Origin of the sequence: Planotetraspora phitsanulokensis (assembly GCF_016863295.1) — a bacterium.
Taxonomy (GTDB): domain Bacteria; phylum Actinomycetota; class Actinomycetes; order Streptosporangiales; family Streptosporangiaceae; genus Planotetraspora; species Planotetraspora phitsanulokensis.
Map to the genome: position 1 here is coordinate 83037 of NZ_BOOP01000006.1, position 24251 is coordinate 107287.

Genomic DNA, 24251 nt, shown 5'->3' on the forward strand with positions numbered 1-24251 from the left:
CGGTCAGACCTTCCCCGCCGGGACGAGCGATCCCACGGCGTCGGCGTAGTAGGTCGATCCGCCCAGGTGGAAGGCGAGCTGGCGGAAGGTCCAGCCGTCGCCGGGCGAGTGGTCGAGTTGTTCGGGCGTGAGCGCGTCCAGGCGGTCCGTCCACATCTGCGCCAGCCGGGTGATGCGACTGCGGGCCTCGTCCAGGTCCTCGTGGGTGAACGGGGCGAGGTCGGCGAGGGTGGTGGTCGCGGAGGCGTGCCAGTGATCGGGCAGGGGCTCGCGCCCGGCCAGGCGGGCCTCCATCTCGGCGAGGTGGTCGACCAGGTGATCGCTGACACGGCGGATCGCCTTGTGGGGCGTGTAGATCCGGTCGTCGATGTGGAACGGGGTGCCGTCCCACGCGGTCCAGGTGGCCGCCAGTCTGAGGACGTGGTCGGTCATCCCGGTCACGACCAGTGCGGGCCTGCGATCATCGGTCCTCGGGGATTCGTCGGTCATCGGTCGTCTCCGTTTCAGTCGGCAAGCAGCGTTTCCGGTTCTCACGCCATCCCAGGCGATTTCCGTGAGAACCGCGGGCGAGCGCAGTCACCGAGCATGGCGACGCGGGTGCTCCATCGGGTCGCCATCCAGGCATGGAGCCCGGACGCGGCCGGAAGGAGCCGGCTCCGACACCGTAGGTTCCGGACGTTTCGGCGGCGGGCGAACCACCGCCGCAGATCGTGTCCGCAAAAGTCGTGCATTGCATCGTTCCATGTGGTCCAATCGCGGCACGATCGATCAGCGGGCGAACGGGAGGCCGTCATGGCCGTGTCCGAAACGGAGCCGACGGCTGGACCAGTGGCAGGACCGGCGCAGGGCCTCGGCGCGGGACTCGTACCTCCGGAGCCCCCCTCTGACGGCGTGACCGAGATCCGGCTCCACGGCGTGGGCGGCACCTCACCCCAGGGCATGCTGGGCGACGTCCCCCTCCAGCAGGTCGGCGGCGACGCGATCGCCGGGTTCTACCGAAGGCCCGACGCGGAGGGCCGCCACATCGAGGCGTACTCCTGGGGCGGGCTGACCTCCCGGAGCGGCACCCGGGTGTTGTGGCTGCTGCTTCTGCCCTTCCTGCTGGCGAACCTCGCCGGCTGGATGTTCCCCCCTCAGATGTTGCGGCGTCCGCGCGTCTTCGCCGCCTACCGGGCGGCGATCCGCTGGGCTGCGCTCGCCGTGACCCTGAACGCCGTGTTGTTCCTCACCTGGATCCCGGTCGACTACCTCGGATACCAGTGCGGCGGTCGCGCCGAATGCGTCAAACCGTGGCCGCTGTACGGGTTCGGGCTCCAGTTCGGCTTCGTCGCGGACCATCCCGGGCGGCGCGTCCTGATCGCGGCGGCCGTCCCGTTGCTGGCCATCGCGATCATGCTCGTGCTCTCCCGCAGGACGCTGGGCCGGTACGAGACGGTGCGCCCCCCGGCCCGCGGCCCGCTTCCCTCCCCCGATCCCGCCCGCAGCGCGGCGGCGCTGACCGCCGGGCTCGCGCACCCCGATTTCTGGAACGGCAGGCGTGCCACCTCCCGCCTCGGCACGGCGCATCTGGCGGCGGCGGTCGCCATGCTGGCCGCGCTCATCGCCCACACCGTGCGCTCGACGGTGAACGTGGAGCAGCGGCCCCTCGCGCTGACCACCCTGGCGCTGAGCGGCCTCGTCCTCGCCGGCGTGGCCGTGGCGCTCGTCGCCGAGACGGAGAAACGGTGGCCGGAGAAGCTGGCCGGCGCGATGCTCGCGGTCGCCGTCGCGGCCCTGGTCCTGTCGGCGGTCTTCGCGTGGACGCAGCCGGCCGTGGCCTTCACCGAGGGCGAGTTGCCCGGCATGGGGCAGGCCGTGAACCTCACCAACCTCGCGGTCGCGGGAACTCTCGCACTGGTGCTGGTCACGGTGCTCGCCGTCACGGCCGTGACGGCGAGCGGGTGGCTGCTGACGGCCGCCACAGTCGGGGCGACCCTGCTGGCGCTCTGGCTGACCGACATGACGGAGTTGCCCGGCATGCGGATGGCGGCCGTACTGGTGCTCATCGTCGGGCTGGCCCTCGCGGGGCAGGCGGCCCGCCGCGGCTACGACAGGTTCCGCTGGGCGGCGCCGTTCGTCGTGATGGCGCTCGCGGCGGGGGTGCTCAACGTCTTCATGCTCGGCTCGCTGATCCGGGTCGCGGACTCCGTGGGCGCCATCCACTATTCGGAGACCGACTACCTCATCCCGCCCCAGGAGCCGGTCATCGCCGTATTCCAGGTCATCCGGCCGTTCGCACCGTACCTGGCCCTCCTGCCGGGAGCGATCGCCCTGGTGTTCCTGCTCTGGCAGGGTGTCCTGCTCTGGCGCGCCGCGAGCGGGCCGGCCACGGAGCGGACGCGGCAGGCCTATCTCGCACAGGAGCAGGCCGGCGCCCCGCCCGCCGGCGGTCCCGTGGAATGGGTGGCCTCCACCGTCTCCGACCCCGCCGTGCGGGATCCGGCCGTCCACGACTGGTTGCGGGTGCGGTCCTGGGCGCAGACGGTGGCCGCCTGGCGGCGCCTCGCCCAGGCGCCCCTGGACATCGACCTGCTGCTCACCGGGATCGTCGTCGCGGGAGTGTTCCTGGTCGGCTCCATGCAGCTGGACGAGAGCGCGACCGGCGGCGCGCCCCCCTGGCTGATCGGCCTCGGCACGACGCTCGCCGCGGCGCTCCCCCTGTTCCTCATCGTGCTGCTGCGATCCGGCTGGAGCGATCTCACCAAGCGCAAGGTGATCGGCGTCCTGTGGGACGTCGGCACGTTCTGGCCCCGCTCCTACCATCCGTTCGCCCCGCCGTCGTACGCCGAGCGCGCGGTGCCCGAACTCCAGCGCCGCATCTGGTGGTTGCACGACAACGACGGCAGGGTGCTGCTCACCGCGCACAGCCAGGGCTCCGTGCTGGCCGTCGCCGCGCTCGCCCAGCCGGACCGCCGCAGCCCGGACGACCGGGTGTCGCTCGTGACGTTCGGGGCTCCGGTCCACAAGCTGTACAACTGGGGCTTCCCCGCCTACTTCAACCAGGACATGCTGAACCGCTTGCGGGTGGAACGCTGGGTGAACCTCTACTACCTGACCGACTACGTCGGCGGCTCCATCGGAGCCGCCTCCTGCCAGGACGTCGAGATACCCGACCCGCCCACCAGCACGTTCCGGTACGGCGAGCCGGTCCCCCGCGTCGGCAGCCACACCGGTTACTGGGAGGACCCCGCCCTGTGGAAGGCCGTGGGCCAGGCGGCGGCGCTGCTCGCGGCCGGGCCGCCTGAACAGCCGCAGGGGTGAACGCCGGACGGCCGCGGTCTCAGCCTGCGGCGCGGTTTCAGCCTGCGGACCAGTGTCAGCCGGCGGCGCGGTCGTACCGGGCGGCCAGTTCGCGCAGGTGCGCAACCAGTTCCGGCGGGTCGTCGACGGTGAAGTCGAGTCCGAGCAGCCCGAGGTAGACGGCGATGGTGCCGAGTGTGTCCGCCCCGGTCCGCAGGACACACGTGGTCTCGTCGACGATCTCCACGGTCCCGACGGCGGGCGTGATGCGCTCGGCGACGGCCTGCGCGGGCGCGTGGACGGTCACCCGGGCGTGGTGACGCCAGGCCGCCGCCGACACCCGGCGCGAGACGTAGGCGGCGACGTCGTCCTCGGGCAGTTCGCGGGGTGTGAACCTCGGGCCGTTCGGCGTGCGCGGTTCGATCCGGTCGACCCGGAACGTCCGCCAGTCGCCGCGGTCGGCGTCCCAGGCCACGAGGTACCACCGCCGGCCCCAGTTGACCAGCCGGTACGGCTCCGCCGTCCGGAGACCGGCCGACCCCGCGTGGTCGCGGTAGCCGAACCGCAGGAGCTCGTGGTCGCGGCAGGCCGCCGCCAGCGTCGTCAGCACCTCGGGGTCGACCACCGGTCCCGCGCCGTCGCGTGGCACCTGGACGGTGTAGGTGTGCAGGGCGTTGACCCGGCGGCGCAGCCGGGACGGCAGCACCTGCTCGAGCTTGGCCAGCGCCCGCAGGGACGTCTCCTCCAGGCCAGCGATCGCGCCGCCGGCGGCGGTGCGCAACCCCACCGCGACGGCCACCGCCTCCTCGTCGTCGAGCAGGAGCGGCGGGAGGGCCGACCCGGCGCCCAGCCGGTAGCCGCCCACCGCTCCCCGGGTGGCGTCCACGGGATAACCGAGGGCCCGCAGCCGCTCCACGTCGTTACGGACGGTCCGCGTGCTCACGCGGAGCCGCTCGGCGAGTTCGGTCCCCGTCCAGTCACGCGGTGTCTGCAGCAGTGACAGCAGGCGGAGCAGCCGTGCCGAGGTCTCCAACATGAGACCAGTCTGCCGGTTCATTAGGAATGAGGTGTTCCTAATTGGCGTCTACCGTTCGAGGCATGGAGAACGGCAACGACATCCGCCCCAATGCCCGCCCCTCCCAGGACGGCGCCCAGCGGGAACCCGCCCCTGCCCGCACGGTGACGAGGACCGGGCACCCGGCGGGAGCACCCGTGTTGAGCCGCCGCGCACTCAGCCGGGCCACGCTCGAGCGCCAGCTCCTGCTGCGCCGCCACGACATGACGGCACACGAGGCGATCGAGCACCTCGTGGGCCTGCAGGCGCAGACCCCGCACACCTGGTACGTCGGCCTGTGGGCCCGGCTGTCCGCCTTCGATCCGCGCGAGGCCGCCGACCTGCTGACGAACAGGGGGGCCGTCCGGATCGCGCTCATGCGCTCGACGATCCATCTGATGACGGCGCCGGACGCCCTCGCCCTGCGTGGACTGATCCAGCCGACGATCGAGCGCAGCACGAGATCCGTCTTCGGAAAGGGCGTCGCGGGGATCGACCCGGACGAGCTCGCCCGTGCGGGCAGGGCGGCGGTCGAGGACAGGCCGCTGACCTTCAGCGAGCTCGGCCGGGTCCTCGGCGAGCGGTGGCCGGGCCGCGACCAGGCGGCCCTCGCCCAGACCGTGCGGGCCGCCCTGCCGCTGGTCCAGGTGCCGCCGCGCGGAGTCTGGGGCGCGAGCGGCCTGGCCAGGCACACCACGGCCGAGGCCTGGCTCGGCCGGCCGCTGCGCGCGGACTACCCGGTCGGGGAGATGGTCCTGCGCTACCTCGCGGCGTTCGGCCCCGCCACCGTGCGGGACGTGCAGATGTGGTCGGGTCTCACCCGGCTGACCGAGGTCCTCGAGCGGCTGCGGCCCCGCCTGCTGTCCTTCCGCGACGAGAACGGCGCCGAACTGTTCGACCTGCCGGACGCGCCGCGGCCGGACCCGGAGACCCCCGCGCCGGCCCGGTTCCTGTACGACTTCGACAATCTCCTGCTCTCGCACGCCGACAGGTCGCGGGTGGTGACCGACGCCTACCGGCGGCAGGACTTCGACCCCCACGGGCCCGTGCCCCGCCTCATCCTGCTCGACGGATTCACCGCGGGGACGTGGACGTTCGCCGAGGAGCGCGGGAAGGCGACACTGGTGATCCGCCCGTTCGCGAAGATCTCGGGCGAGGACGCCGACGCGCTGGCCGCCGAGGGCGCGGCGCTCGCCGCGTTCCTCGCCCCCAAGGCGGATGTCCGGGACGTCCAGTTCGCCTCGTGAACCAGGTCACGGCCGGCGCGGCCCGGGCGGCGCCGGCCCGCGCGGGCTCAGCCGAGGGCGACCGTCACCGGGAGGAACAACCGGTCGCGGTCGCCGGGAAGGTCCGCGCCCTGGATCATGACCGTGGTCGTGAAGGCCCGGGTGAGGCCGTGGTCCACAGCCCAGTCGATCAGCGCGGGCCACCGGTGCTCCACGTCGACGCGCAGCGGGCCCTCGGCCTCCGCGGCCAGGTCGGACAGCAGCGCCGCGGCCGTCTCCCCCTCACCGGCGATCAGGGGACCGAGGACGGTGACGCTCTCGTTGCGCCATGCCCCGCCGTACGCCGTGATGCCGGAGGGTCCGTCCACGACGCGCATCGACGTGCAGAACGCGGGCAGCCGCGTGACCAGTTCGGTGCGCGGTACGCCGCATGCCTCGGCGTCCAGGGCGAGCACCGCGGGAAGGTCGGCCGCGGTCATCGGACGCGACACGGGCCGGGCCGGGTCCGAGGGCCGGGCACGGAACGGCCCGGTGTACGCGCTGGAGTGGCCGATGGCGCGAAAGCCCAGACGCTCGTAGAGCGGGCGCCCGTACTCGGTGGCCGTCAGCCAGACGCTGGCCGTGCCGCTCCGCTCGAGCGCGTGCGTCATCAGCCGCCTGCCGAGACCCTGGCGCTCGTGCCTGCGCGCGACGAGCATCATGCCGATTCCGGCGACCCCTGTGCCGTACCGGGTCGACACCACCGTCCCGGCCAGCCCGCCGGCGGGGTCGTCGATGCCGTAGACCTCGCCGACGTCGAACAGAAGACGCCATTTGTGCTCTTCACGGGACCAGTCGCGGTCCTGGGCCAGCAGCATGCAGTCGGGGAGGTCGTCGAGGCCCAGCCGCCGGACTGGCATGTCCGGGGAAGGCGGCCTGACCTCGTTCGGGTCGATCGGTGAGTCGGTTTCCGGCACAGGCGGGGACACTAGCGATTCGCCCTACGGCACGTCGACCGATTTAGCCCGCCGCGTCCTGCTCGTCGAGGAGGCCGGCGTCGTGGACGAGCAGCGCGATCTGCACCCGGTTGTTGAGGCCGAGTTTGGTGAGGATGCTCGACACGTGCGTCTTGACCGTGGGGACGCCGAGGTAGAGGACGGCGGCGATCTGCGCGTTCGACCTGCCTTCTCCGACCGCCACGGCCACCTCGCGTTCACGGTCGTTGAGAAGCGCGAGGCGCCGCCCGGCGTCGGCGCGGCGCCGGTCCTGGCCGGAGTGGGCGACCCGGGCGATGAGGCGCCGGGTGACCGCCGGGGAGAGCACGGGGTGCCCCTTGGCGACCTGGCGCACCGCGGCCACGATCTCGTCGGGCGGGGTGTCCTTGAGGAGGAAGCCGGCGGCGCCCGCGCGCAGGGCGCGCAGGACGTGCTCGTCGGCGTCGAAGGTGGTCAGGACGATGACCTCCGGCGCCCGCGGGCGGGCGCGCAGGGCCTCGGTGGCGGACAGCCCGTCCATCGCGGGCATCCGGATGTCCATCAGCACCACGTCGGGATCGTGCAGATCGATGAGGGACAGGGCTTCCGCGCCGTCACCGGCTTCGGCGACCACGCGGACGTCGGGCGCGCCGCCGAGCATCATCGTCAGGCCGGCACGCACCAGGGGGTCGTCGTCGACGATGAGCACGCCCACGGGGAGGGAGTCCGAGGTGGTCATGTCGGCCAGGGTAACCATGCCGTGAGCCGCCAGCCGCCTTCCTCGGTCGGGCCGTGCTCCAGCCTCCCGCCCGCGAGCGCGACGCGTTCGGCCAGGCCGAGGAGTCCCTGCCCTGGGACCTTCCGCGCGAGGCCCCCCGGTGCGGCGCCCAACGTTGGGGCCGGTGGGGAGCCCGGTGGGAAGCCTGGCGGGGAGCCCGGTGCGCTGACCGGTCCGGGGACCGGCTCGGCGTTCGGGGCGGCGTTCGGGGCGGCGTTCGGGGCGGTGTTGCCCACCTCGACCGTCAGTCCCTGTCCGGGCGCCCCCACCGCCAGCAGCCGCACGTCGGCCCCCGCGGCGTGCTTCCTGGCGTTGGTCAGGCCTTCCTGGACGACGCGGTACGCCGTGCGGCCCATGCCGTCGGGAACCGGGTCGCCGACCTCCTGGCACAGGTCGACCCGCATTCCCGCCTCGACCGACTCGGCGACGAGTTGGTGGACGTCCGCGAAGGTCGGCTGCGGCAACTCGCCGACCGGGGCGCGGAGCACGCCGATGACCTCGCGCAGGTCCTGCAGCGCCTGGTGGGCGCTCTCTCTGATGACCTTGGCGGCGCGCGCGACGTCCTCGGGCGGGGCGTCGGGGCGGTACTCCAGCGCGCCGGCGTGGACGCTGAGCAGCGACAGCCTGTGGCCGAGCACGTCGTGCATCTCCCTGGCGATGGCCTCGCGCGTGCGCAGCTGGGCCTGCTCGGCCCGCAGGTGCGCCTCGGTCTCCGCGCGGGCCGCCCGGTCGCGTAGCGACATCACCAGTTCCCGCCGGTGGTGGATGAACAGGCCCCAGCCGACTGTGGCGCCCGTGATGGCGAGCCCGAGCAGCCAGATCAGGAGTCCGGGCGTGTCCGGCTCGGGGCGCACCTCGACGTAGACGACCGCGGCGACGAGGCTCAGCGCGAATACGATCCCCGTCGTCCGAGGCGGGCGGTGGACCGCGACGGTGAACAGGGCGACCAGCATCGCACCCGAAACCAACTCCGAGAACGTCGACAGGGCACTCAGCACCAGGCAGAGCTCGACCGGCCGGCTGCGCCTCAGCCACAGGGCGGCGCAGCCCAGCGTGGCGACGATCTGGTCGAGGCTGAAGACCCATGCCGGCTCCGGCAGCGGCGCCTGAACGCGCTCCGATGCCGTGAGCAGCCCGAAGGCGACCGCGAACAGGAACAGGCAGGTGTCCACGATCCAGTCCCGGGTGCTGCGCCGGGTCGCCACGCCGTCCATCGTTTCGAGGCTACCGACCGGACGGCGTCCGGCCAGGTGGCCGCGACGCGACGGTACCGAAGTCCGGACGGCCGCTACTTTGGTCGGTCCCGGCCCGCCGGGACGATACCCCGGACGGGCCGCGGAGGGCCTCATGGCCGTTCCGCGGCCGGCGCCGGCTCCCTAGCGTTCCGATCATGCGCTCGACGATTCAGTTCATCGGGGTCTTCCTGGCCGTGCAGGGGGTCAGCGGAGCCATCGACCACCTGCTGGTTCAGCCGTTCTTCGGAATCGTGCTGAACTTCTTCAACCGCGTCGTCATCCCTCGTGTCGACGTCCTCGCCGAACACGCGCTGTTCGCGAACCTGACGCTGGCGCTCCTGGGCGTGATCGTGGTCATCGCCGCGGAGCCGCACAAGGGGTCATGACAACGCTTCGGCTCCGGTCCCGGTCAGGTTCTCCAGCATGCGCTGGAGCATGCCCGTGAGCTCCCGGACCTCCGTCTCGGAGAATCCCGCCAGCAGCCGCCCTGTGACACGCCCGAACACAGGGGCCAGACGGGGGACGATCGCGCGTCCCTCCTCGGTCACCTCGATGACGATGGAGCGCCGGTCGCCGGGATGCCTGCGCCGCCGTACCAGCCCCTTGTCCTCGAGGCGGTCCAGCAGTCTGGTCATGCCCGCCGTGTCGGTCCCGAGCTGAGGCGCGAGCTGGTTGGGGCTCGCCTCCTGCCGCGCGGCGTGCAGGAGCAGCGCGGCCTGCTGGGACGTGACGTCGAACGGGGCCAGCTGGCTCTCCACGGCGGTGCGCAGCTCGCGGCCGACCTGGTTGAGAAGCGAGCCGCCTCCCAGGACGAGCGCGATCGGGACGGCGCGGTTCTGATCCTGGTACGGCCGGCTTCCGGCTGATGGGGATTCCATCGCGTCATGGTAGCTGGCACGACTGTTGCTGTCGCGACAGCTATCAGGCTACGGTGGGGCCGTTTCCCCGAAAGGACCCCGTATGAACGAAGACCATTCGAACGGCCCGCACGTGCTCGTGATCGGCGGCGGCGTCGGCGGGCTCTGCCTCGCTCAGGGCCTGCGCAAGTCCGGCATCCGCGTCGACGTCTACGAGCGCGACCGGTCCGCCCGCTTCCGCGGCCAGGGCTGGCGCATCTCACTCAAGGAGGAGGGCACGTCCGCCCTCAGGAGTTGCCTGCCCGAGGACCTGTTCGAGCTCTGCGTCGCGACGGCCATCCTGCCGGCCACACGCATGGCGTTCCTCGACCACCTGCTGAACCCCAAGTTCGAAAAGCCCGTCCCGCTGCTCCCCCACGACGTCTTCTTCGGAGTCAACCGGCTGACGCTGCGCGAGATCCTGCTGTCCGGCCTCGACGACGTACGGCACTTCGGCAAGACGTTCGTCCGGTACGACCATGCCGGCGACGGCCGGGTGCGTGCGCACTTCGCCGACGGGACCGTCGCGACCGGCGACCTGCTCGTCGGCGCCGACGGGACCAACTCGGCGGTCCGCCGCCAGCTGCTGCCCGCCGCCGAGGTCGACGACATCGGGAACTTCGTCTACGGCCGGACGCCGATCACGCCCGGCATGCTCGACTGGCTCCCCGATGTCCTCGTCGACAGCTTCAACCGTCTCATCGCGCCCGGCGACGCGGCCATGTCCGTGGTCACCTGCAGGACCAGGGAGCCCGTGCCTGAGGCCGTCGCGAGGCTCGCCCCCGGCGCGCGGCTGACGGACATGCCCGGCTACCTCGCCTGGATGGTCTCCAGTGACGAGCGGACCGGATGGGCGGCCGGGCCGTCGCTCACCGCCGAGCGCTTCCGGCAGTCCGACGGGGAGACCCTGCATCGACTGGCGCGTGAGACTGTCGCGGACTTCCACCCGCTGGCCCGGCGGATCCTCGACGAGGCCGACGTCCCCGCCACCTTCCCGGTCGGCCTGCGCAGCGCCCGGCCCGTCTCCCCGTGGCCGACGACGGACGTCACCCTCCTCGGCGACGCCGTGCACACCATGTCGCCCGGGCGCGGGGAGGGGGCCAACACGACCCTTCGCCACGCCGAACTCCTGCGGCAGGCCCTGGTCGGCGTCGCGGCGAGGGGCGTGCCCCTGCTCGACGCCGTGGGACATTACGAGGCGGAGATGCTCCACCACGGCTTCCAGATGGTCTCCGCCTCGCTGGGCAACCCCCTCATGCCGCGCCCCTCCGTCACGAGTTCCCCGCGGCCAGGCCCGCGCGGCGCCGGATGACCTCGGCGACGGCCGCCCAGTCGAGGTCGGCGTCGCCGTGCGCGATCGCGTCCACGAAGGAGTCGCGCAGCACGCTCCCGAATGGAAGCGGCACATTGCTTCCCGCCCCGGCGCTGAGCGCGAGGGAGACGTCCTTGAGCCCGAGCGAGAGGCGGAACCCCGCGGGCTCGTAGCGCCGCTCGGCGACCATGGACCCGTAGCCGGAGTAGATCACGCCGGGGAAGATCGTGTTCGTCAGCAGGTCGACGAGCCCGGTCGACCTGATCCCCCTCGACTCCGCGAGGGCGCAGGCCTCGGCCACGGACTCGATCGCGCAGGCGATGAGGAAGTTGCCCGCGATCTTGACCAGGTTGGCCTGGTGAGGCGTGTCGCCCATGCGCCACGTGCGCTGGCCCATGGCCGCGAACAGCGGCTCCACATGGTCGATCAGCGCGCCGTCGCCCGCCGCGACGATGTTGAGCTTCCCGGCGGCCGCCACCTCGGACCGGCCCATCACCGGAGCCGACAGGTAGCCGACGCCGTGCTCGGCGTGGAGGGCGGCGGCGCGGTCGGCCAGTTCGACCGAGACCGTCGCCATGTTGACGTGGACGGTCGCCGCCGCCCCTTCCAGGAGGCGCGGATCCAGCAGGACCGACTCGACGGCCGCGTCGTCGGACAGGATGGAGATCACGACGTCGTTGGCGAACACGGTCTCGAGACCGTCCGCCTCGGACGCCCCCAGCGCGACGAGTTCGGCGACCGGCCCCGGCGAACGGTTCCACACCTGTACGGCATGGCCCGCGCGGACCAGATTGGCCGCCATCCCCCGTCCCATGGCACCGAGCCCCACGAAGCCGACGTTCATCGCTGTCATCGCTGGATCCCCCTCGATCTTCGAACTCGCGCGACGGTCGAGGCGCGCACGCCTCGGCTCGACAGGCTCTGGCGCTCGTCGTACCCGCACCCGCCCGGCCTGCACGCTAGCACCGCGAGGGCATCATGATGGAACCGGCTATAGTGGTTCCGTGGAGAGCGGCGACGGACCCCGGGACGACGGTTTCAGGTTCGGCAACGGGCGGTTGTGCTTCACATTCACCGCGACGCTGGGCGACCGGGGCGCACCCGCTCCCCGTGAACGGCTCGCCGTCCCCGGCGACCTCTCGCGATGGTGCGTGGAGGCCGGGCTGCTCGACGAGGCTCCCCCGGCCGGTCCCGTCACGCTCACCGCGGCGCGCCGCCTGCGCGAGGCGATCGACCGCGCGGCCGAGCGGGTGCGCACAGGGGGGTCCCCCGACCCACGGGACGCGGAGATCCTCAACGACTGGGCCGCCCGCCCGGCCCTCGCCCCCCGGCTCGACGAGGGCGGACGGCTCGGCTGGCACCAGGATGGGGCCCAGGTGCGGCACGTGCTCGCCCTCGTCGCCCGCGACGCGGTGGACGTCCTCACCGGGCCCGCGAGGTCACGACTTCGCCGCTGCGCCGACCCGGACTGCGAGGGCCTGTTCGTCGACGTCTCCCGGCCGGGAAACCGCCGCTGGTGCTCCATGAACACCTGCGGCAACAAAGCCAAGAAGGCCGCCTACCGGCGGCGCCACCCGCAGTCCGGCTGATCTCACGCTGTGGCGGCCGGGCCGCCTGACGAGCTCAGGACCTCCAGGTAGTGCGGGTTGTGCATGACACCCAGGACGTTCCCGAACGGATCGATCACCGAGGCGCCGATGAACCCGTCGCCGAAGTCCCGAGGGGGATGGTGCGGCTTCGCGCCCATGGAGGTCAGCCGATCGAGGGCGGCGTGCACATCGTCGACGTGCCAGTACACGATGGCGCCGGCCGGGCCCACCACGCCCTCGTCCACGCCGCCGAGGTCCGGCATGTACGTGCTGTCAATGATGCCGAGCTCATGCTGATAGTCGCCGATGCGGAACTCGACGTACGCCGGCCGCTGATAGTACGGCTCCACGCCGAGCAACTCGGCGTACCACCGCTTCGCCGCCTCCAGGTCGGTCGACCGGTACGCGACCGTGGTCAGCCCTCGCAACACGGTGTGCTCCCTTCGTCGCCGTTCGTCTCGTGCCCGCAACGCTAACCGGGACCACCGACAAATCCCGTGCCCCGGCCGCCTTCGAGTCGGCGTCTCGCCGCCTCGCGTCCGCGTGCTCGGTCACGCCGCCGTACGCCCCGGCCGTACGGCGAGCGGCCACAGGCCGGCGAGCACCAGCGCCAGGAGCGCGGTGGGCACCACGGGCCCATAGGGGCCACCATGATCGACCATCCACCCGCCGGCCGCCGCCCCGACGACCACCGACGCCAGCAGCACGACGTTGTGCCACTGCACCCTTCCCTCGATGACCAGGCCCGCCACCACGCCTGTCAGCGTCCCGGTGAAGAAGGTGGTCGACAGGCCGGGGATCCCGAAGGTCCTGATCACCGCGCTCTGCGCGCCCATGGCCAGCGAGGCCACGCCCGCCAGCGTGAGCCGCACGCCTCCGGTGGGGTGGCCGTCCTCCGCCGCCCACGTCCCGAGCAGCCCGGCCAGCATCAGGAACTCGACCCCCAGCACGACCGCCACCCGGACGCCCCAGCCGGGATGCCCCGGCCCGGTCCGGCCGATGACATGGCTGCCTGCGACCACGCCGGCGACGAACCCGGCGATGGCGCCGATCGCGTGCGCGGCGAGCGTCGCATCGGGACGGCCGACGGCGAGCCCCAGCAGGACGAGGTTCCCGGTCATGACGCTGGTGAAGACGCCGCCCAGGCCGAAGAAGCTGATCGCGTTGGTGGCCCCCGTCGCCAGCGTCAGCGCGGTCGCCAGGATCTGCGGCCCGAGCCGGGCCCGCCTTCCCGCGCTCGGGGCGGTCGCCGCAGCCCGCATCCCGCCACCCCCGCCCACCGTCCCGGGCGGACGGTCCTACCGTTCAGCTTCCCCGGACTCGGCCGGACGCACCGCACGGGACCCGATGAACGTCTCGATGCCGTCGAGCACCCGCTGCAGGCCGAACTCGAACGCGTGCCCGGGGTCGTAGGCCGCGTTGTGGGCCTCGCCCGCGGCCGCGCCGACGCGGGTCGCGAGCGGGTATCGGGCCGGGTCGAAGACCTTGGCGAAGAACGGGGAATGGGCGTACCACCACTCCTCGTCGGTCATCCCGGTGCTCCCCTCGGCCTGAGCCGCCTCCACCGCCCCCCGTGCCGCACCCGTCACGTACCCGCCGACCAAGGTGATCACCGAGTCCATCTCGACGTCGTCCAGCCCGATACCGTCGACGGCACGCAGCTCGTAGTCGTACTTGGCGACGATGTTCGGCCCCAGAGGGGGACGGGTCGCGGAGATGTGCAACATCCACGGGTGCCGCCGGAAGAGGGCCAGGTTCTCCCTGGCGATCAGCTCCAGCCTGCCCCGCCAGCCCCCGGGGACGTCCTCGGGCATGGCCGCCTCGCCGCAGACCGTGTCGAACATGACGTCGAGCAGCTCAGCCTTGCCCGGCACGTAGGTGTAGAGCGACATCGTGCCGACCCCGAGCCGCTCGGCCACCTTGCGCATCGACAGCGCGGCGATCCCCTCCGCGTCGGCCACCTCGACGGCCGCCCGCACGATCAGGTCGACGCTCAGGTCGGGCTTGCCCTTCCTGCTCGCCCGCTCGCCCGTGCGCCACAGGATGGCCAGGCTCCGCGCCGGATCTCCCCTGCCCGTGTACTCCGTCATCGCCGCGCAGTCTATCCTTCACCTGTACCGTATGCTGTACGGTACAACGTACGGAACCGAGTGGATGGAGGCGGGGATGACGTTCGCGGTGGTCGCGGAAGGACTGCGCAAGCGCTACGGCGACACCTGGGCGGTCGACGGCTTCGACCTGGCCGTGCCCGAGGGCGGCGTGTGCGGGCTGCTCGGCCCCAACGGCGCGGGCAAGACGACGGTCGTGCGCATGCTGACCACGCTGCTGCGGCCCGACGGCGGCCGCGCCTCGGTGGCGGGCCACGACGTCGTACGGCAGGCCGCACAGGTCCGCGCGCACATCGGGCTCGTGGGCCAGAACGCCGCCGTCGACGAGGTGCTCGGCGCACGGCAGAACCTGGTGATGTTCGGGCGGCTGTCCCACCTGGGCCGCGCCCGCGCCCGTTCCCGCGCCGACGAGCTGCTCGAACGGTTCGGCCTGGCGCAGACGGGAGACAAGCCGGTCAAGCAGTTCTCGGGCGGGATGCGCCGCCGCCTCGACCTGGCGGTCAGCATGATCCTCTCCCCGCCCGTGCTGTTCCTCGACGAACCCACGGCCGGCCTCGACCCCCGCGGCCGCAACGAGGTGTGGGAGGCCGTCCGAGCGCTCGTCGCCACGGGCCGCACCGCCCTGCTCACCACGCAGTACCTGGAGGAGGCCGATCAGCTCGCCGACCGGATCTCCATCATGGACACGGGAAGGGTGATCGCCGAGGGGACCCCGCGAGAGCTCAAGTCGGCGCTGGGCGGCGACCGCGTCGAGGTGGTCCTCCACGACGCCGCCGACCTCCCGGCGGCGGCCGGAGTCCTCGCCCAGGCCACCGGCGCTCAGGTCTCGCTCGACCCCGACACCCGCCGCGTCAGCGCACCCGTGCGCGAGAAGGCGGCCGCCCTCGCCGAGCTCGCCCGGACGCTCGAGGCCACCGGCCTCGCCGTTGAGGACATCGGCGTCCGCAGGCCCACCCTCGACGAGGTGTTCCTCCACCTGACCGGACACGACGACTCCCGGAAGGAGGTGGCCGCGTGACGACGGCCACCCCGCACGCCCCGTACGGCCCGGCCTCACGGCTGAAGTGGGCGGTCGCCGACGGCTGGACCATGACCACGCGCATCCTCGCGCACTGGGCCAGGCAGCCCGCCCAGGTGGTCGTCGGCCTGCTGTTCCCCGTCATGATCGTGCTGATGTTCGGCTACCTCTTCGGCGGCGGCATGGCCGTACCCGGGGGCGGCGACTACCGGGAGTTCCTCATGCCCGGCATGTTCGCCCTCAGCATGCTCTTCGGCGTCGAGGCGACCTTCACCGCGGTCGCCGCCGACGCGGCCAAGGGCGTGACCGACCGGTTCCGCTCGATGCCGGTGTCCCGGTCCGCGGTCGTGGTCGGCCGGTGCGCGGCCGACATGCTGAACAGCGTCCTCGGGCTCGCCGTGCTCATCCTCTGCGGTCTCGCCGTCGGCTGGCGCTGGCACGACGGCTGGGGCAGGGCGGCCGCGGCCGTCGGACTGCTGTTGCTGCTGCGCCTGGCGTTCCTGTGGGTCGGCATCCATCTCGGGCTCGCCATCGGCTCGCCCGAGGCCGTCGTGGCCCTCCAGATCCTGGTGTGGCCCATCGGCTTCCTGTCCAACGCGTTCGTCTGGACCGACACGATGCCGGGCTGGCTCGCCACCGTCGCGGAGTGGAACCCGCTGGCCGCCACGATCACGGCCACACGTGAACTGTTCGGCAATCCCACCAGTGGCGGATCATGGATCGCGGAGCACTCGACGGCGATGGCCCTGTTCTGGCCGCTGGCACTGAGCGCGATCTTCTTCCCCCTCGCCGTACGGCGCTACGCCCGGCTCGACCGCTGACCAGGCAGCCCACTGCGTCCGGTATATGCCTGCATGGGAAAATTGGACCATGCCGACGGACATCGAGGTGATCCTCAATGACCGACCCGGTGAGCTGGCCCGACTGGGAGAGATCACCGGGGAGTCCGGCGTGAACGTGCTCGGCCTCGCCGCCGTCACGGGTGAGGGGAAGGGCGTCGTCCACATCCTCGTCGACGACGACGTGGCGGCCCGATGCCGCGAAAAGCTTGAATCCGCCGGAATGGGCGTGGTCGAGGTGCGCCCTGTCATGGTCATCGACGTCGAACACCGCCCCGGCACGCTCGGCGAACTCGCCAGGGAGCTCTCCGACGCCGGCGTCAACATCGACCTGGCCTACACCACCTTCGGCGGCGTCCGGCTCGTGATCGCCACCGACGACCTGGACGCCGCCGCCTCCGCGCTCGCCTGGCCCTCCGACCGCACGACCCCCGATCCCCCCAGCATCTGGGACCAGCCCGAGTGACGGTCATCCGTACCTCCTGACCCGCCCGTTTCCGGTGGGCGGCGGCCTCACCACCTGACGGTCGACCCGCGTCGCCGGTCCGCGCTCTGTTCCGCCGGCGCGGTAGCGGAATCCGGCCGGTCACACGACGGGAGTACCGCCGCCCTCCTCCTTGTGGCCGATCGGTATCAGGGACGCGTCAGGGTCGCTCCCGATGTTCCCGGACCACGCCTCGACGAGGCTTGATCTCGTGCTGGACGTCCTGAGAGACCAGAGCCTCGTCATCGTCTGCGCGGCCCTGTTCGGTTTCCTCGTCCTCGACGGCATGCTGCTGGTCGGCCTCGTGATCCCGGCCGACGCGCTCATCCTCCTGGCGGGGACCACCGCGAGCGGGCCGGCCGAGGTCGCGGCGGTGATCGCCTCCGGCGCGGCCGGATGCGTGACGGGCGCGTCCGTCGGCCACCTCCTCGGCCGCCGGTACGGCTCCCGCCTGCTGCACGGCCGATGGGGATCCCGAGTCGGCGATGCGCGCTGGCGCCAGGCAGGCGACGTCCTGCGGCGCAGCGGCCCGGCGCTCGCGTTGTCGTACTTCCTGCCGGTCATGGACTCGCTCATCCCGGTTCTGGCCGGGACGCTCGGCATGCCGTACCGGCGGTTCATCGGCTGGGTCCTGGCCGGCGGGACCGCGTGGGTGGCGGCGGACGCGATCGCGGGCTACGCCGCCGCGGAGATCGGCGACGGCTGGCTGCTCGCCGCCGTCGCGGTCGTGCTGATCGGCGCGTCCGTCGCCGTCCGGGCGGGCCGCTCACGCCGTACGGAGAAGGCCGAGGAGGCCGAGACCGTCGACGCCGCATGATCACGCACGACGTCCTCCCTGGTCAGCGGGCGTTTCGCCGAAGGTATGCATGATCACGGTTCGCGTTCCCCTGATGAGAGCGCCTGTCGCCGTACCTGTGCATGATCACAGCCAAGAGAGGGGGTGTCATTGGAGTCTCAGGGTGATGAAGGGGTCCTCGTCCTCTGGCGGGAGGTAGCGGGACACCTCCACGAACTCGTGGGACAGCGCGAACCGCAGCCCGTCCGCGTTCGACGCGAGGACCACGGTCTCGATCGCCCGGGCGCCCGACGTCCGGGCGTGCGCCACCTCCGTCTCGTAGAGCTCCTCGCCGTACCCGTTTCGCCGATGGGCCGGAAGCACACGGACGATCACCGTGGCGGTCGCCGCGTCGCCCGCGGGAGGACGCACGGTCGTGCAACCGACGAGCACGTCGCCGAGATACGCCACCTCCAGATGGTTGCGCCCGACGCGCTCTCGCACCTCGTCGGTCGACAGAGGATCGGAGGGGATGATCACGTTGTGGACGTGACGCCAGTCTTCGAGCGTGGCGTCGCCGACGGGTTCGATGCGGAGCCGGGGCATCGCGACACTCAACGGCATCGGCCAGACGAGCGTCAATTGGTTAATCACCCCAACATCCTGCAAAGCACACAATTCGGATGATCGTCCGCCGCCTGCTTCCGTACACTCCGGCGCGTGAAAACTGATTCCGAGCCGAGCATCGATCTCACTCAGGACGCCGCCGCGGTCCGCGACGCGGTGGCCGCCGCACGCGCCGGACTGGTCCAGCGAGAGCTGATCGCCGAGGTGGTCGCGCTGTGCGCGGTGGCGGGCGAACACCTGCTCGTGATCGGCGCGCCCGGCACGGCCAAGTCGGAGGCCGTCCGCCGCGTCGCGGGAAGCCTCGGCGGCAGATACTTCGAATACCTGCTCGGGCGTTTCACCGAGCCCAACGAGGTGTTCGGACCCGTGGACCTGCGCCGCCTGCGCGACGGCGTGGTGGAGATCGAGACGGCCGGCATGTTGCCCGAGGCGGACGTCGCCTTCCTCGACGAGGTCTTCCTCGGCTCGACCGCCATCCTCAACACGTTGCTGGGCATCCTCAACGAACGGGTCTTCCGGCGCGGCCACACCGCCGTCTCCACACCCCTCAGAGTCTGCGTCGGCGCGGCGAACACCCTGCCCGACGATCCCTCTCTGGCGGCGTTCGCCGACAGGTTCCTCGCCAGGATCTTCGTCGAACCGGTCCCCGACGCGCGGCTCGAGGAACTCCTGGAGGCGGGCTGGCGGCTGCCCGACACGGTGGAGCACGATCACGCCGGGCTGATGGAGGCCGTGGACCGCCTCGCCACCGCCGCGCGGGGATGCGACATGTCGCAGGTCCAGCCGCTCATCGGCACCGCCATCCGGCGCCTGCGCGCCGCGGGCATCCACATCACCGACCGGCGGGCGGTCCGCGTCCAGCGACTGGTCGCGGCGGCGGCGATCCTGGACGGACGGTCCACCGCCTCCATGGCCGATCTCTGGGTGCTGCCCCTGATCGTCCCGACCGCGGACACACAGGCCGCCGCCAGGGAGACACTCGCCGACCTGATGGACAAGTCAGACAACCGCAACCTGACACATGCCGCCGAGGAGTTCTCCCGCGGCGCACAGGCACGTGCCACCCGGCTCGCCGAGACCGGCCGCACCCTGCTCACCGAACTCGATGCGGCACAACCCGATCGCGACCAGCGTCTGCGCGTGGAGGCGACACTGCGCGAGATCGACGCCTGGTTCGCGACCGACGACCTCGCCGAACCGCTCAGGTCGGTCCGGGCGCGGCTGGTCGCCGTGGTGAGCCCGTGACCCCGGGATTCGGCCTGGAATGGGTGCCACGCGAGCCGCCCCTGCCCGCCGTGGCGGTGGCCGGTTCGGGTCCGGTCGCGGCCGCCCTCGCGGCGTCCGCCCGTTCCCGGGTCCTCGAAGGCGCGCAGTTGCGCGTCGCCGCGGCCGATGACTGGATCCTCGTCCTGGGCGGCGAGGAGGACCTGCCCTGGGCCGACGGCGCCCACTACCTGGGCCTCGACGCCGGACTGCTCGTCCCGACGACACGGACGCCCGTGCCACGGGCCGAACTGTGGCGCGACCACCTCGTGGCCGGTCACCCGGCCGGCAGGATCGCCGCGCTCATGCCGAGCCACGCCCTGGTCACGGACATGCCGCTGCGACCCGTCGACCCCGCCTCGCTGGAGGACGGATGAGACTCCCCACCGGGCTGAGTCCGTGGACGGAGTCGTTGTCCCACCTCACCCCCGACCTCGCCCTGGCACTCGGGCCGCTGGTCCGAGGCGTCGACCGGCTCGTCTCCAGCCAGGATCGGGCCCGCCCGGGACCGGGCGGCCTCGACGGATTCGAAGGGGTGACCACGCACGGACACCCGGAGCTCATGCTCGTGTCCGAATGGCTTCTCGCCGACGAGGCACCCGACGAGTTCCTGCGCCGCGCCGCCCACCGAGAGCTCCTCCACCTGGCCCCCGCCGTCCGCACCCCGGCGGCCAGAGGACGGGTGGCCGTGCTCGCCGACACCGGCCCCGGCCAGGCGGGAGCCGGACGCCTGGTCCAGCTCGCCTGCATGATCGTCCTACATCGCCGCGCCGCGACTCTGGGGACAACGCTCGCGGTCGGAATCCTCGGCCGCGAACCCGGCGACTGGCACACCGGCGACCTCCCCGAACTGCTCAAGACCTGGCTCGACGGCCGTGGTGACGCGGAGCCCGACTCCGGCGACGTCGCCGCCTGGACCCATGACGTCGCCGACGGCGACGACGTTTGGATCCTCACCGGCCCACGCCTGTCCTCGAAACTTCATGGACGGCGCCGCGTGGTCAGCAGCCGCGAATCGGCATGGGGAGAACACGGGGCCACCCACGTGCGCGTCACATGCGACGGCGACGGCGCCGAACTCGCCCTGCCGCCCGGCCCGATCGCGGTGCGGGCGCTGAGAGGCGCCGAGTTCAGGCGAGAGCCGGCCGCCGCGGGAAACCCTGAGGTCCCCGGCGCACTCCGGTTCCCCATCTTCCCGAGCTCGGCACGGCGGATCCTGGCACGCGGCACGACCTCGGCCGAACTCGTCTCCATCCACGTGCCCCGCACCCCCGGGCGAGGCCCCGTCCGGCGACGCCTGCACCGTCTCGAAGGTCCGGTCCTCGCCGCCTCCATCCTCGGCAAACGCATCGTCGCCCTCATCGAGAGCGACCACCGGCTGCGCGTCCAGACGATCGGGCAACCGCTGGGCAGGGTCGCGTCCATGTCCGTCCCCGTCGAAGCCGCCGGCCTCGACATGGCCGGCGTGCACCAGATCTGCGCCGAAGGACTCGTCCCCCTCCACTACCAGTCCGGCGACGTGATCTTCCCTCTCCGCGACCGCCGCTGGTGGAGACTCACCCGGGACCGCGGAGCCCTCCAGACGGATCTCGTCGCCGTCGGACCGGCGACGGGCGACCAGTTCGACCAGCCACACCATGTCACCCACGGACCGGACGGCAAACACGTGTCCATCCCACGGATCTCCGGGCCGATCGAGCCCCAGGACGACACCGTCATCCTGGGCGGCGGCGGATACGCCCGATCGGGCGACGCCGTCACCTGGCAGGTCGTCCACCCGCGGAATCCGCGGACGATCATCACGATCCAACCTCGATCCCACGTCCTCGGACTCGTCTTCGACGGACAGGAGCCGGTTCTGGTGACCTCCGGGCCAGGTGGAGTCCTCCTCCGGCTGGTACGCCGGTCGGGCACGGTGACGCTCACCGACTGGTCCGGGCTGCCGGCCCCGCCGGTGGTCCACCCGACCCTGCCGTTGATCGCCGCACTCGACGACACAGGACGGCTCAAGGCGGGCGACCTCGTCACCGGGCAGATCCTCCTTCACACAGCGGCGGACGCATGAACCACCAGGACGGATTCCGCGGCAGAATCGGCGCGGCGGGATTCATCATCGACACCCCGGTGCTCGGCGAACCCGAGGCACGCAGACGCGTCATCGCCCACTGACACGACGGAGCGGAACTGCGCGCACTGCCCGACGCGCGCTGGCTGCTCACGCTCGCGACCCCCCTCGACGTGCGCGCGGAGCACGCACCGGGACTCCCGCTCCGCGCCGTCGACGGAGGCCTCGTCACACCCGGCGCGTACGGCGCCCGCCCCGGCGAGATCACCTGGCTGCACGCGGGGGCGACACGGACCGGCGAGCTGAACAGGCTGCCCGTCCTCCGCCCCGCCGAATGGCTGGACCCGACCGGACTGACGATCACCGAGCTCAAGCCCGTCCAGGCCCCCGAGCCGCAGGTCTCCCCGATCGAGCGGTTCGAGGAGATGAAGGCACCGGACCTGCGCGTGGCCGCCCGGATCGGACGGCCGTCCGGCCGGACCGCACGAGTGGCGGCCGAACTGCGCGAGGGCGCGCCCACGACAAGCTCACACGGAGGCCTGGCCGGCTGCCTCACCGTCCTCGTCGTCCTCATCCCGGCCGCCATGGTGGCGGTGGGGACCGTGCTCCTGTTCGGAGCCCTGTTCCACGACACCGGACTCCACCTGAGTCCGATCGGCGTGGGGGCGATCGCGGTGATCCTCTACCGGCTCGGCAGACGTCGCGGTCACCCCATGCCCGGCCGGACCGGCACGACCGCCGGGCGGCCGGGCCCGCATCGTGCCGGAGGCCGCCGCCCGCACCTCCTCCAACGGGCTCTCACCTGGCTGACCGTCCGCACGCCCGCCATGCCGGTCGTGCGACGCCGGCACGAGCGATACCTGCGTCAGCTCACGCGGGCCTTCCAGCAGAGCCGATGGGACGACGCACTGCGCCAGGCGATCGCGTTGAACGGCACCGGTCACCAAGGCCTGATGACCCTTCGGCTCCCCTCACGCCGGACCTCGCTCCGCCCGACCCCGATCCCCGGTTCCGGATCGGCATCGGTGCCCTACGGCGAGACGGTCTACCAGCACCTTCACGATCTGTACCGCTCCGCCGCCCGGAGCCTCGAGGAGGCAGGCCGTGTCGAGGAGGCCGCGTTCACTCTCGCGGACCTTCTCAATGCGCCCGGCGAAGCCGTCGACCTCCTCGAACGCCACAAGAAGTGGCGGATGGCCGCCGAACTGGCCGAGGGGCGTGCGCTGTCACCGGACCTCACGGTACGGCTGTGGTGGCGCGCCGGCGACCGGGAGCGGGCCTCCGACATCGCCCGCTCCCGCGGCGCGTTCGCCTCCGGGATCACCCTTCTGGAGCGAGTCGACGCCGCGGCCGCCCAGGATCTGCGCAGGGCCTGGGTGCTCGACAGGCAGGCGGCCGGAGACCACGTCGGCGCCGTCGAGGCGGCCTGGCCCGACGAGTCCCTGCGGTCGTCGGTCCTCACCGACATCCAGGCGGGCCTCGCGCTGGGAGGTCCGGACGCGGCGCACCTGTTCGCCCACCTCGTCGCGCAATGGCCGGGCGACGCCGCACGCGGCACGGCGCAGGCGCTGCTGGACGGAGACGACGCCGACGGCATGGCGGCCAGATCGAGATTCGGGCAGGCTTTCGCGTCCTTGCGGTGCGCCGACGCGGCAGCCGACCGTGACCTGGCCACCACCACACTGAGGGCCCTCGTCCGGGACGAGGGCTGGTCGCTGGACGGCCGCACTCTCGACCGCCTGACCCAGTCTCTTTCCGACCGGGCGGATCCCCTTGCCGCGGCGGACCTTCCCCGGCCCAGGCGACGCCGCCCGTCGCGGGGCGGACCGCCGGTCGTCGCCGCGGCCTCCCCGGGGACGGTCACCGTCTTCGACGCCGTCGTCCTGGCCGGCGGCGCGGTCCTGGTCGCCTGCGGGGACGTGGGCACACGCCTGCTCACCGTGGACGGCCGGGTCCGCGCGCGCTGGGACACCCCGGCACATCAACTGGTCGTCGCCGACCACGGCGGCGCCGCCCTTCTCGTCACCCACCGGGAGACGGTCAGCGACGTGCACCGGCTCGACCTCGTCACCCGCAGGGTCCGTCACTGGACCACGCTGAGCGGTCTTCGGCTGGTCCTGCCGTCCTATGACGGCGGACTGCTGACGGCCGTGCAGGAGGACGGCATCGTCGTGCTCGACACCCTCTCCGAGCGTCCCCGGGTGGTCTGGCGGGAGATGAAGGAGGCCGATGCGATCCTGTCCGTCAGTCGCACACCGTCGGCCCTCACCGCTCTGGGCCTCATCCCTGTGACGGCACCGGGAGCCGATCGGCTGGTGCAGGCATGGACCTGGGACCTGCCCACGTGGACGCTGCGTGGACGGCCGACCGTGGAATCCGGCATGGCGCAGGGGACGCGGGTGCTCGCCTCAGGCCGTGTGCTGAGCCCCGATCGCCATGACGACCCGGTGATCTCGGCGGACGGCGACCTCTACGTGACCACCTCGGGCGGGACCGCCGGCGTGCGCGGTCCATCCGGAGAGGTGAAGTTCCAGGTCGCCTTCCCGGACTCCGATGGGCAGGTCGTCGGGCTGCGGTCGCACGCCGGAATCGCGACGGTCTTCGACCACCGCGGCCGGGTCGTCGGCCTGGACGCCCGTGGGGCCGTGCAGGCCAACCTTCGGGTCGTGGTCGGTGTGGGTTCGAGGGTTTCGGTGGGTTGAGTGGAATTCGTCCACGCCACGGCCTTTACAAAGTAGATTTCTATTACG

24 protein-coding genes are annotated in these 24251 nt (G+C 72.2%); 13 read left to right on the forward strand and 11 right to left on the reverse strand.

Annotated features, from left to right (window positions below):
- Nucleotides 1-3: 3 nt before the first annotated feature.
- Entirely contained in the window at nucleotides 4-489 is a 486-nt protein-coding gene (locus Pph01_RS08735; protein ID WP_204072490.1) for a hypothetical protein, read from the reverse strand.
- Nucleotides 490-891: 402 nt separating this feature from the next.
- Here Pph01_RS08735 and Pph01_RS08740 point away from each other — a divergent pair, with 402 nt between their 5' ends.
- Nucleotides 892-3300, forward strand: coding sequence for a hypothetical protein (locus Pph01_RS08740; protein WP_204072491.1), 2409 nt, complete (start codon nucleotides 892-894; stop codon nucleotides 3298-3300).
- A 55-nt stretch (nucleotides 3301-3355) separates the two neighbouring features.
- Here the strand turns inward: Pph01_RS08740 and Pph01_RS08745 are convergent, their stop codons facing one another.
- The gene (locus Pph01_RS08745; protein WP_204072492.1) at nucleotides 3356-4315 is read right to left on the reverse strand and encodes a helix-turn-helix transcriptional regulator; all 960 of its coding nucleotides are present in this window, start codon (nucleotides 4313-4315) and stop codon (nucleotides 3356-3358) included.
- Nucleotides 4316-4377: 62 nt separating this feature from the next.
- On the opposite strand from Pph01_RS08745, the gene Pph01_RS08750 reads away from it, so the two are divergent.
- Nucleotides 4378-5580 carry a winged helix DNA-binding domain-containing protein gene (locus Pph01_RS08750; RefSeq protein WP_204072493.1) on the forward strand — a complete coding sequence of 401 codons (1203 nt, stop codon included), beginning with the start codon at nucleotides 4378-4380 and terminating at the stop codon, nucleotides 5578-5580.
- Nucleotides 5581-5627: 47 nt separating this feature from the next.
- Here Pph01_RS08750 and Pph01_RS08755 read toward each other — a convergent pair whose 3' ends face one another.
- Genes Pph01_RS08755 through Pph01_RS08765 form a run of 3 tightly spaced genes read right to left on the reverse strand, consistent with a single transcriptional unit; the run spans nucleotide 5628 to nucleotide 8504 of the window.
- A complete protein-coding gene (locus Pph01_RS08755; protein ID WP_204072494.1) occupies nucleotides 5628-6515 on the reverse strand; it encodes a GNAT family N-acetyltransferase in 888 nt (295 codons plus the stop codon).
- A gap of 43 nt (nucleotides 6516-6558) precedes the next feature.
- On the reverse strand, nucleotides 6559-7251 hold the full coding sequence (locus tag Pph01_RS08760) for a response regulator (RefSeq protein ID WP_204072495.1): 693 nt from the start codon (nucleotides 7249-7251) through the stop codon (nucleotides 6559-6561).
- Nucleotides 7248-8504, reverse strand: coding sequence for a sensor histidine kinase (locus Pph01_RS08765; RefSeq protein ID WP_204072496.1), 1257 nt, complete (start codon nucleotides 8502-8504; stop codon nucleotides 7248-7250). Before Pph01_RS08765 ends, Pph01_RS08760 begins: the two co-directional genes overlap by 4 nt.
- A gap of 176 nt (nucleotides 8505-8680) precedes the next feature.
- Between Pph01_RS08765 and Pph01_RS08770 the strand changes: the two genes are divergently transcribed.
- Nucleotides 8681-8911 (forward strand): hypothetical protein, encoded by a 231-nt coding sequence (locus Pph01_RS08770; RefSeq protein ID WP_204072497.1) that lies wholly within the window; start codon nucleotides 8681-8683, stop codon nucleotides 8909-8911.
- Here Pph01_RS08770 and Pph01_RS08775 read toward each other — a convergent pair.
- Nucleotides 8906-9403, reverse strand: coding sequence for a MarR family winged helix-turn-helix transcriptional regulator (locus Pph01_RS08775; protein WP_204072498.1), 498 nt, complete (start codon nucleotides 9401-9403; stop codon nucleotides 8906-8908). The genes Pph01_RS08770 and Pph01_RS08775 overlap by 6 nt on opposite strands.
- Before the next feature lie 82 nt (nucleotides 9404-9485).
- Between Pph01_RS08775 and Pph01_RS08780 the strand changes: the two genes are divergently transcribed.
- The gene (locus Pph01_RS08780) at nucleotides 9486-10733 is read left to right on the forward strand and encodes an FAD-dependent oxidoreductase (RefSeq protein ID WP_204072499.1); all 1248 of its coding nucleotides are present in this window, start codon (nucleotides 9486-9488) and stop codon (nucleotides 10731-10733) included.
- Here the strand turns inward: Pph01_RS08780 and Pph01_RS08785 are convergent.
- On the reverse strand, nucleotides 10693-11586 hold the full coding sequence (locus tag Pph01_RS08785; RefSeq protein WP_204072500.1) for an NAD(P)-dependent oxidoreductase: 894 nt from the start codon (nucleotides 11584-11586) through the stop codon (nucleotides 10693-10695). The two genes, Pph01_RS08780 and Pph01_RS08785, sit on opposite strands and share 41 nt — an antisense overlap.
- Nucleotides 11587-11737: 151 nt before the next feature.
- Here Pph01_RS08785 and Pph01_RS08790 point away from each other — a divergent pair, with 151 nt between their 5' ends.
- Nucleotides 11738-12322, forward strand: coding sequence for a CGNR zinc finger domain-containing protein (locus Pph01_RS08790; RefSeq protein WP_204072501.1), 585 nt, complete (start codon nucleotides 11738-11740; stop codon nucleotides 12320-12322).
- Between the two features lie 2 nt (nucleotides 12323-12324).
- Here Pph01_RS08790 and Pph01_RS08795 read toward each other — a convergent pair whose 3' ends face one another.
- From Pph01_RS08795 to Pph01_RS08805, 3 genes are all read right to left on the reverse strand, one after another.
- The gene (locus Pph01_RS08795; RefSeq protein ID WP_204072502.1) at nucleotides 12325-12753 is read right to left on the reverse strand and encodes a VOC family protein; all 429 of its coding nucleotides are present in this window, start codon (nucleotides 12751-12753) and stop codon (nucleotides 12325-12327) included.
- A 120-nt stretch (nucleotides 12754-12873) separates the two neighbouring features.
- Nucleotides 12874-13584, reverse strand: coding sequence for a YoaK family protein (locus Pph01_RS08800; RefSeq protein ID WP_204072503.1), 711 nt, complete (start codon nucleotides 13582-13584; stop codon nucleotides 12874-12876).
- A gap of 36 nt (nucleotides 13585-13620) precedes the next feature.
- Complete coding sequence (locus Pph01_RS08805) at nucleotides 13621-14412, reverse strand: TetR/AcrR family transcriptional regulator (protein ID WP_204072504.1); 792 nt, start codon at nucleotides 14410-14412, stop codon at nucleotides 13621-13623.
- A 31-nt stretch (nucleotides 14413-14443) separates the two neighbouring features.
- Between Pph01_RS08805 and Pph01_RS08810 the strand changes: the two genes are divergently transcribed.
- The 4 genes from Pph01_RS08810 (at nucleotide 14444) to Pph01_RS08825 (ending at nucleotide 17588) form a co-directional block, all read left to right on the forward strand.
- Nucleotides 14444-15448: an ATP-binding cassette domain-containing protein gene (locus Pph01_RS08810; RefSeq protein ID WP_373315645.1), complete on the forward strand. Its 1005-nt coding sequence runs from the start codon at nucleotides 14444-14446 to the stop codon at nucleotides 15446-15448.
- A gap of 71 nt (nucleotides 15449-15519) precedes the next feature.
- Nucleotides 15520-16269, forward strand: coding sequence for an ABC transporter permease (locus Pph01_RS08815; RefSeq protein ID WP_204072553.1), 750 nt, complete (start codon nucleotides 15520-15522; stop codon nucleotides 16267-16269).
- A gap of 49 nt (nucleotides 16270-16318) precedes the next feature.
- Entirely contained in the window at nucleotides 16319-16753 is a 435-nt protein-coding gene (locus tag Pph01_RS08820) for a hypothetical protein (RefSeq protein ID WP_204072505.1), read from the forward strand.
- Nucleotides 16754-16982: 229 nt separating this feature from the next.
- A complete protein-coding gene (locus tag Pph01_RS08825) occupies nucleotides 16983-17588 on the forward strand; it encodes a DedA family protein (protein WP_204072506.1) in 606 nt (201 codons plus the stop codon).
- Nucleotides 17589-17714: 126 nt separating this feature from the next.
- On the opposite strand, the gene Pph01_RS08830 is transcribed toward Pph01_RS08825, so the two are convergent.
- On the reverse strand, nucleotides 17715-18200 hold the full coding sequence (locus Pph01_RS08830) for a GNAT family N-acetyltransferase (protein WP_204072507.1): 486 nt from the start codon (nucleotides 18198-18200) through the stop codon (nucleotides 17715-17717).
- Between the two features lie 66 nt (nucleotides 18201-18266).
- On the opposite strand from Pph01_RS08830, the gene Pph01_RS08835 reads away from it, so the two are divergent.
- The 4 genes from Pph01_RS08835 to Pph01_RS08850 all read left to right on the forward strand — a co-directional run bounded on the left by Pph01_RS08835 (nucleotide 18267) and on the right by Pph01_RS08850 (nucleotide 24203).
- Nucleotides 18267-19418 carry an AAA family ATPase gene (locus tag Pph01_RS08835; RefSeq protein WP_204072508.1) on the forward strand — a complete coding sequence of 384 codons (1152 nt, stop codon included), beginning with the start codon at nucleotides 18267-18269 and terminating at the stop codon, nucleotides 19416-19418.
- Complete coding sequence (locus Pph01_RS08840) at nucleotides 19415-19813, forward strand: bpX5 domain-containing protein (protein WP_204072509.1); 399 nt, start codon at nucleotides 19415-19417, stop codon at nucleotides 19811-19813. The genes Pph01_RS08835 and Pph01_RS08840 overlap by 4 nt, the downstream gene beginning before the upstream one ends.
- On the forward strand, nucleotides 19810-21501 hold the full coding sequence (locus Pph01_RS08845; protein WP_204072510.1) for a hypothetical protein: 1692 nt from the start codon (nucleotides 19810-19812) through the stop codon (nucleotides 21499-21501). The genes Pph01_RS08840 and Pph01_RS08845 overlap by 4 nt, the downstream gene beginning before the upstream one ends.
- A 119-nt stretch (nucleotides 21502-21620) precedes the next feature.
- On the forward strand, nucleotides 21621-24203 hold the full coding sequence (locus tag Pph01_RS08850; RefSeq protein WP_275412808.1) for a bpX6 domain-containing protein: 2583 nt from the start codon (nucleotides 21621-21623) through the stop codon (nucleotides 24201-24203).
- Nucleotides 24204-24251: the final 48 nt, after the last annotated feature.